Genomic DNA, 6753 nt, shown 5'->3' with positions numbered 1-6753 from the left:
AGGACAATTACTTTCTCTGGATAGGTTTCTTGAACCCGTTGATAGCGTTCTTTAGCATTCTTTGTCCGTCCGTCCCAGAGAATCCATCTGATAAAGTCCCAGTCAAAGCGTTCAGGGCAACCTGCAGCCATACTTTCTCGGACCTTGCCTCGGTATGTGAGATACCGTTTAAAGGCTCGAAAGAGACAAGTCCATGGGGAAAAATTGAGAAAGATAATTTGGTCAGCTTCCAGCATTCTTTCTTCATAGCAACACCAAGAGTAGTTGCCGTCGATGACCCAAGTTTCATGCTTCGTGAGAAAGTTTTTCATCTCGCCCAACATCCATTCGCGGTCACTGTCTTGCCAATCTGGTTGAAATTGGAGGGTATCCATATGCAGTTTGGGAATTGAGTAGAACTGGGATAATTTTTGTGCCAGGGTTGATTTCCCAGCACCAGAATAGCCGATAATTGCGATTTTCATTTTCTACCTTTTCGTAATGGAGGACAAAAAAACAGCCTCGGTGGACTGTTTCTTATTTAGCAAGTTTAGCTGAAAGACGAGCTTTATCGCGGCTTGCTTTGTTTTTATGAATCAAACCTTTAGTTTCTGCTTTGTCGATAGCTGAGCTAGCAGCACGGAAAAGTTCTTCAGAAGGGTTTGCTTCGAAAGCTTTGATAGCAGTACGCATAGCTGATTTTTGAGCTGAGTTTTTTTCGTTTTGTTTAACGTTCAATTCAGCGCGTTTGATAGCTGATTTAATGTTTGCCAATGTTCTTACCTCCATATTTACTAACTATACCATTATATATGAAAACTTAGGTTTTGACAAGGGGAAATTATTTTTTTAGGTAAATTTCATCGATTTCATGGTTTTTAGTCTTGTGGAGAATGACCTCGGCGCGATTCCTTGTTGGTTCGATATAGTTTTGTAGATTTGTGAGATTAATGCTGGTCCAAACCTGGTGAGCAAATGCTTCAACTTCTCCAATTGGCATTTGAGTAAAACGGTGGTAGTAGCTGTTGGAATCATTTTGGGCAAAGCTGAGCAGCTTTAAGAAACGATCCAGATACCAGCTTTCAATGTCCTCGACAGCAGCATCCACATAGATGGAGAAATCAAAGAAATCAGTAATGTAAAGGCGCTCATTTTGAGGGTTTTGAAAGACATTGATGCCTTCGACAATGACAAAATCAGCAGCTTTGACACGTTGTTTCTCTCCAGGAACGATGTCATACACTTCATGAGAATAGACAGGAATATCGACATCTTGCCCATTCTTTAGGCGGTCAAGAAAATTCAGCAAGGTTTCCATATCATAACTTTCAGGAAAACCTTTGCGATTTAAGATATCTTGGTCAATCAAGGTTTGATTGGGATAGAGAAAACCGTCAGTTGTCACCAATTCTACAGTAGCATCCGGGAGAGTACGTGATAAAAGAATCTGAAGTAAGCGACTAGTAGTTGATTTTCCCACAGCAACACTACCAGAAACCCCAATGATAAAAGGCTGAGATTTACTTTCGCGTTGGAGAAAAATTCCTTTTGAAAAGGCCAAATCATCCTTGGTGCGCTTGTAAATATGGATAAGATGAACTAGGGGAAGATAGACATCTGTTACGTCCTGTAGACTAATCTGGTCATTGAAACTCTTGATGGATTCTAACTCTTCCTCTGTCAAGGGAGGGGTTGTTTTGCGATGCAATGATTGCCAAGTCTGGCGACTGATTTTTTCAAAATGTAAAAATTCGTTGGTCATTTGTTTTCCCCTAGATATTTTGTTTATCATACCATAAAAAGCTAAAAAGATAAAGCGGTTTCTTGATGGTAGTAAGTCAATATCGTATAATAGAGGTAGATGGAGGTTGAATAATTTAATAATGAGATAGGGAATGGTTTCTGAAGACTTATCAGTTATTGAAAGTGGGCTTTTTGGTTCACAACTTATAGGAGGTGTGTCATGAAAATCTTAAAACGTTATATATTGGAACTCTGTTTTATTTTAAGTTTTGCCTTACCTTTTATAAAAGGAGTCAATGCGGATAATGGTAGACGCTTTGTGGAAATCTATTACGGTTTTACTTTTTTGATGGAACATGCTATTGTAACAGTTGTCTTTATCTGTTCGCTCTTGATTGCTTTCATACTAAAAAAACGGTGGACGAAATGGCTTGCTGCGGGTAGTTATTTCTTTTTAGTCCTATGGATTGCTACAGAGGGTTATTTATTCCGTATGTCACTAGAAGATTTGATACGACTTTGGACAAGTTTGGAAATCTTGACACAAACTTATCAGTTGGGTTTTTATCTAAACATCATATTGGGAATCTTGTTGATAATAAAGTATTTTAAGGTTAAGAAATAGTAATAAAAATGCGCCCGATTGCAGACGAACTGTTTTTTCCTGACTATGATAATTTGTAGTTCCCGATAGATTGTAATGTATTTCTAATAATTGAAAGAGATTGAAGAAAAGGTTTTTTGACTAGGATTCTTCAGTCTTTTTCATTTGATCATCACTTTGTAAACGATTTACAATTCAAGCCAAATTATGGTAAAATAGTTTTATGAGTAAAATGTATTATGCAGAAAATCCTGATGCTGCTCACGACATTCATGAGTTGAGAGTGGAGTTGTTGGGAGAAAAAATGACCTTTTTGACGGATGCGGGTGTTTTTAGCAAGAAAATGGTTGACTTTGGGAGTCAGCTCTTGCTCAAGTGTCTAGAGGTAAATGAAGGAGAGACGGTCCTTGATGTAGGCTGTGGATACGGGCCATTGGGTTTGTCATTGGCCAAGGCTTATGGTGTTCAGGCGACCATGGTCGATATCAATAATCGTGCCTTGGACCTAGCGCGACAAAATGCTGAACGTAATAAAGTAGAAGCAACGATTTTCCAATCCAATATCTATGAACAAGTTGAAGGGAAGTTTGACCATGTTATTTCCAATCCGCCGATCCGAGCGGGCAAACAGGTTGTTCATGAGATTATCGAAAAGAGCAGAGATTTCTTGAAAGACGGAGGAGATTTAACCATTGTCATTCAGAAAAAACAAGGAGCTCCAAGTGCTAAAAGTAAGATGGAAGACGTTTTTGGTAATTGTGAAATCGTAAAGAAAGATAAGGGATACTATATCCTTAGAAGTGTGAAAGAATGAGAGCAGTTGATTTAATCCAAAAGAAACGAGATGGTCAAGAACTGACTGCAGCTGAAATTAAATGGCTGGTAGAAAGCTATGTGGCTGGAACTGTTCCAGACTATCAGATGTCTGCTTTTTCTATGGCTGTTTATTTTAAAGGAATGACCACACGTGAGATTTCTGATCTGACGATGAATATGGTTAAAACAGGTCAGGAGTTTGATTTGTCAGCTATTGAGGGGGTTAAAGTTGATAAACATTCGACTGGTGGTGTAGGTGATAAGGTGACCTTAATCTTGGCTCCACTTGTTGCGAGTTTCGGCGTGCCCGTTGCTAAGATGAGTGGTCGAGGTCTCGGCCATACTGGTGGGACAATTGATAAATTGGAGTCCATTAAGGGCTATCAAGTCGAGCGAAGTCAAGAGGATTTCATTCGTCAGGTACAGGATATTGGTGTATCTGTCATTGGGCAGTCCGATCAGCTGGTTAAAGCAGATAAACTTCTCTATGCCCTCCGAGATGTGACAGCAACTGTAGACACGATTCCTTTGATTGCTAGTTCTGTTATGAGCAAAAAAATTGCTGCAGGAGCGGATGCCATTTTGCTAGACGTAACGGTCGGTGAGGGTGCCTTCATGAAGACGGTTGATGAGGCGCGCAAATTAGCTCAAACCATGGTGGATCTTGGTAAGGCAGTTGGTCGAAAGACGGTAGCAGTCATTACCGATATGAGCCAACCCTTGGGAAGAGCCATTGGCAATCGTCTCGAAATCCTTGAGGCAATCGAGATTCTCCAAGGAAAAGGCCGAGAAGATATTAGTCACTTTATCTGCGAGCTAGCTCAGATTATGCTTGGCTTGGCTGATGTTGAGAAAACGATCAAGGAAATCCGTCAACACCTGGAAAATGGCCAAGCACTGGCTAAGTTTGAAGAAATGGTAGCAGCACAAGGCGGTGATTTAGAAGATCTCTATCGCCCCGTCAAAGTTGCCCATGTGGTGGAAATCCCTGCTCAAGAAACGGGTGTTATTTCAGCTCTTCCTGCAATGGAATTTGGGCTCTATGCCATGAGACTAGGAGCCGGTCGTGCAGTCAAGACTGATGACTTGGACTATGAAACAGGGATTATTTTTGAAAAGAAAGTTGGAGACTCCGTTCAAAAGGGTGAAATTGTTGCAAAAGTTTATACAAATGGAAAAATTTCTTCTGAACTAGTTACAGAATTTCAAAAATATGTTAAAATAAATGATGGAGTGCAAAGTTTACGAGAAATTATAGAAATTATCTCATAAAACCAGGGAGAATCCGAATATGAAGTTAAATAAATATATTGATCATACGCTTTTAAAGCAAGATGCAAGCCAAGAACAAATTGATCGTTTGCTATCTGAAGCGCGTGAGTATGACTTTGCCAGCGTTTGTGTTAATCCCACATGGGTTAAACATGCGAAAACAGGGCTTGAAGGCTCAGATGTAAAAGTTTGTACAGTAGTAGGTTTTCCTTTGGGAGCAACAACTTCAGCTGTGAAAGCTTTTGAAACAAAGGAAGCTGTCCAAAATGGTGCAGATGAGATTGATATGGTTATCAATGTCGGTGCCCTCAAATCAGGCAATCTGGATTTGGTTGAATCGGACATTCGTGCTGTCGTAGAAGCAAGTGGTGACAAGCTGGTGAAAGTCATTATCGAAGCTTGCTTGTTGACAGACGATGAAAAGGTTGTGGCCTGCCAATTATCCCAGAAAGCAGGAGCTGACTTTGTCAAAACATCAACTGGATTTTCAACTGGTGGTGCTACTATAGAGGATGTTCAGTTGATGCGTAAAACAGTCGGGCCAGATATGGGAGTTAAGGCAGCTGGTGGAGCTCGTTCATATGCGGATGCTGTCGCTTTTGTGGAAGCAGGCGCTACCCGTATCGGAACATCTGCTGGTGTAACAATCTTAAAAGGAGAATTGGCAGATGGCGACTACTGAGTTGATTGAACTAGCAATTGAAACCAGCAAACAAGCCTATGTCCCCTATTCTCACTTTCCTATCGGAGCTGTTTTAGTAGCCAAGGATGGTAGTATTTATACGGGTGTGAACATCGAGAATGCTAGCTATCCCTTGACTAATTGTGGAGAACGTACTGCTATTTTCAAAGCAGTTTCGGAGGGACAACGGGAGTTTTCTGAGTTAATTGTCTACGGACAAACTGAAAAACCCATCTCGCCATGTGGTGCTTGCCGCCAGGTCATGGTTGAATTTTTTGAACAAGATCTAAAAGTGACCTTAGTCGCTAAAGATAAATCGACGGTCGAGATGACGGTCGGGGAGTTACTTCCATACTCATTTACAGACTTAAATTAGTCTGGGTCACTCTTGCAGTGGCTGTGGTCTGTGTGACCAAATAATCCAAACTTGCAACATCGTTGCACATCTTATTTAGGAGGTTCAGTAATGAACAAGAAACAATGGCTAGGCCTTGGTCTAGTTGCAGTAGCAGCAGTTGGACTTGCTGCATGTGGTAACCGCTCTTCTCGTAACGCAGCTTCATCTTCATCAGAAATGAAGACCAAAGCAGCGATCGTAACAGATACTGGTGGTGTTGATGATAAATCATTTAACCAATCAGCTTGGGAAGGTTTGCAAGACTGGGGTAAAGAACACAATCTTTCTAAAGATAAAGGTTATACTTACTTCCAATCAACAAGCGAAGCAGACTATGCTAACAACTTGCAACAAGCGGCTGGAAGTTACAACCTGATTTTCGGTGTTGGTTTTGCCCTTCACAATGCAGTTGAGGAAGCAGCAAAAGACCACTCTGACTTGAACTATGTCTTGATTGATGATGTGATTGAAGGTCAAAAGAACGTTGCGAGCGTAAGATTTGCGGATAACGAAGCAGCTTACCTTGCTGGTGTTGCAGCAGCGAAAACTACGAAAACAAAACAAGTTGGTTTTGTAGGTGGAATCGAATCTGAAGTTATTTCACGTTTTGCAGCTGGATTCAAAGCTGGTGTTGAGTCAGTAGACCCATCTATCAAAGTCCAAGTTGACTACGCTGGTTCATTTGGTGACGCTGCCAAAGGTAAAACAATTGCAGCAGCTCAATATGCTGCCGGTGCAGACGTTGTCTACCAAGCAGCTGGTGGTACAGGTGCTGGTGTCTTTGCGGAAGCAAAATCATTGAATGAAAACAAAAACGAAGACGAAAAAGTTTGGGTTATCGGTGTAGACCGTGACCAAGCAGCAGAAGGTAAATACACTTCTAAAGATGGTAAAGAGTCTAACTTCGTTCTTGTATCTACATTGAAACAAGTTGGTACAACTGTAAAAGATATTGCCAACAAAACAGAAAAAGGTGAATTCCCTGGTGGACAAGTGATTGTTTACTCATTGAAAGATAAGGGGGTTGAGCTAGCAGTAACAAACCTTTCAGAAGAAGGTAAAAAAGCTGTTGAAGATGCAAAAGCTAAAATCCTTGACGGAAGCATTAAAGTTCCTGAAAAATAATGGATAAAAGTCATTTCTTAGGAAGCGGCCATTGGTCGCTTCTTTAAGAATTGAGGCAATTTTTGTCTCAATAGAGCTTGTTAATGTGATTAGCAGGTTTTATTGAAATAAAATAAACCTCTGAAAGGAAGAGCA

Annotated in this window: 9 protein-coding genes; 6 read left to right on the top strand and 3 right to left on the bottom strand. The window is 40.7% G+C overall.

Annotated features, from left to right (window positions below; all coding sequences use genetic code 11):
- The 3 genes from SORDD27_RS04515 to coaA all read right to left on the bottom strand — a co-directional run.
- Positions 1–464, bottom strand: a 464-nt coding sequence (locus SORDD27_RS04515) for a DNA topology modulation protein (protein WP_061428075.1), incomplete at its 3' end; no start/stop codon positions are given.
- A 52-nt stretch (positions 465–516) separates the two neighbouring features.
- Complete coding sequence (gene rpsT / locus SORDD27_RS04510; protein WP_001274000.1) at positions 517–753, bottom strand: 30S ribosomal protein S20; 237 nt, start codon at positions 751–753, stop codon at positions 517–519.
- 67 nt (positions 754–820) lie between these two features.
- Positions 821–1741, bottom strand: coding sequence for a type I pantothenate kinase (coaA, locus tag SORDD27_RS04505; RefSeq protein WP_061427578.1), 921 nt, complete (start codon positions 1739–1741; stop codon positions 821–823).
- Between the two features lie 201 nt (positions 1742–1942).
- Here coaA and SORDD27_RS04500 point away from each other — a divergent pair, with 201 nt between their 5' ends.
- From SORDD27_RS04500 to SORDD27_RS04475, 6 genes are all read left to right on the top strand, one after another.
- The gene (locus tag SORDD27_RS04500) at positions 1943–2347 is read left to right on the top strand and encodes a hypothetical protein (RefSeq protein WP_061427577.1); all 405 of its coding nucleotides are present in this window, start codon (positions 1943–1945) and stop codon (positions 2345–2347) included.
- Positions 2348–2549: 202 nt separating this feature from the next.
- The gene (locus SORDD27_RS04495) at positions 2550–3140 is read left to right on the top strand and encodes a class I SAM-dependent methyltransferase (RefSeq protein WP_081103354.1); all 591 of its coding nucleotides are present in this window, start codon (positions 2550–2552) and stop codon (positions 3138–3140) included.
- Entirely contained in the window at positions 3137–4414 is a 1278-nt protein-coding gene (locus tag SORDD27_RS04490; RefSeq protein ID WP_061427574.1) for a pyrimidine-nucleoside phosphorylase, read from the top strand. The genes SORDD27_RS04495 and SORDD27_RS04490 overlap by 4 nt, the downstream gene beginning before the upstream one ends.
- 19 nt (positions 4415–4433) lie before the next feature.
- A complete protein-coding gene (deoC, locus tag SORDD27_RS04485; protein ID WP_042769003.1) occupies positions 4434–5096 on the top strand; it encodes a deoxyribose-phosphate aldolase in 663 nt (220 codons plus the stop codon).
- Positions 5083–5472: a cytidine deaminase gene (locus SORDD27_RS04480; RefSeq protein WP_000246111.1), complete on the top strand. Its 390-nt coding sequence runs from the start codon at positions 5083–5085 to the stop codon at positions 5470–5472. The genes deoC and SORDD27_RS04480 overlap by 14 nt, the downstream gene beginning before the upstream one ends.
- A 90-nt stretch (positions 5473–5562) precedes the next feature.
- A complete protein-coding gene (locus SORDD27_RS04475; protein ID WP_045591051.1) occupies positions 5563–6618 on the top strand; it encodes a BMP family lipoprotein in 1056 nt (351 codons plus the stop codon).
- Positions 6619–6753: the final 135 nt, after the last annotated feature.

Source organism: Streptococcus oralis, assembly GCF_001579025.1.
Lineage (GTDB): Bacteria > Bacillota > Bacilli > Lactobacillales > Streptococcaceae > Streptococcus > Streptococcus oralis_X.
The sequence above is the reverse complement of the archived record's forward strand: the minus strand, read 5'-3'. Positions and strand labels throughout refer to the sequence as shown.

Coding starts and splice junctions, on each gene's coding strand:
- coaA (WP_061427578.1), bottom strand. CDS start 1,741: ATGACCAACGAATTTTTACATTTTGAAAAAATCAGTCGCCAGACTTGG.
- SORDD27_RS04500 (WP_061427577.1), top strand. CDS start 1,943: ATGAAAATCTTAAAACGTTATATATTGGAACTCTGTTTTATTTTAAGT.
- SORDD27_RS04495 (WP_081103354.1), top strand. CDS start 2,550: ATGAGTAAAATGTATTATGCAGAAAATCCTGATGCTGCTCACGACATT.
- SORDD27_RS04490 (WP_061427574.1), top strand. CDS start 3,137: ATGAGAGCAGTTGATTTAATCCAAAAGAAACGAGATGGTCAAGAACTG.
- deoC (WP_042769003.1), top strand. CDS start 4,434: ATGAAGTTAAATAAATATATTGATCATACGCTTTTAAAGCAAGATGCA.
- SORDD27_RS04480 (WP_000246111.1), top strand. CDS start 5,083: ATGGCGACTACTGAGTTGATTGAACTAGCAATTGAAACCAGCAAACAA.
- SORDD27_RS04475 (WP_045591051.1), top strand. CDS start 5,563: ATGAACAAGAAACAATGGCTAGGCCTTGGTCTAGTTGCAGTAGCAGCA.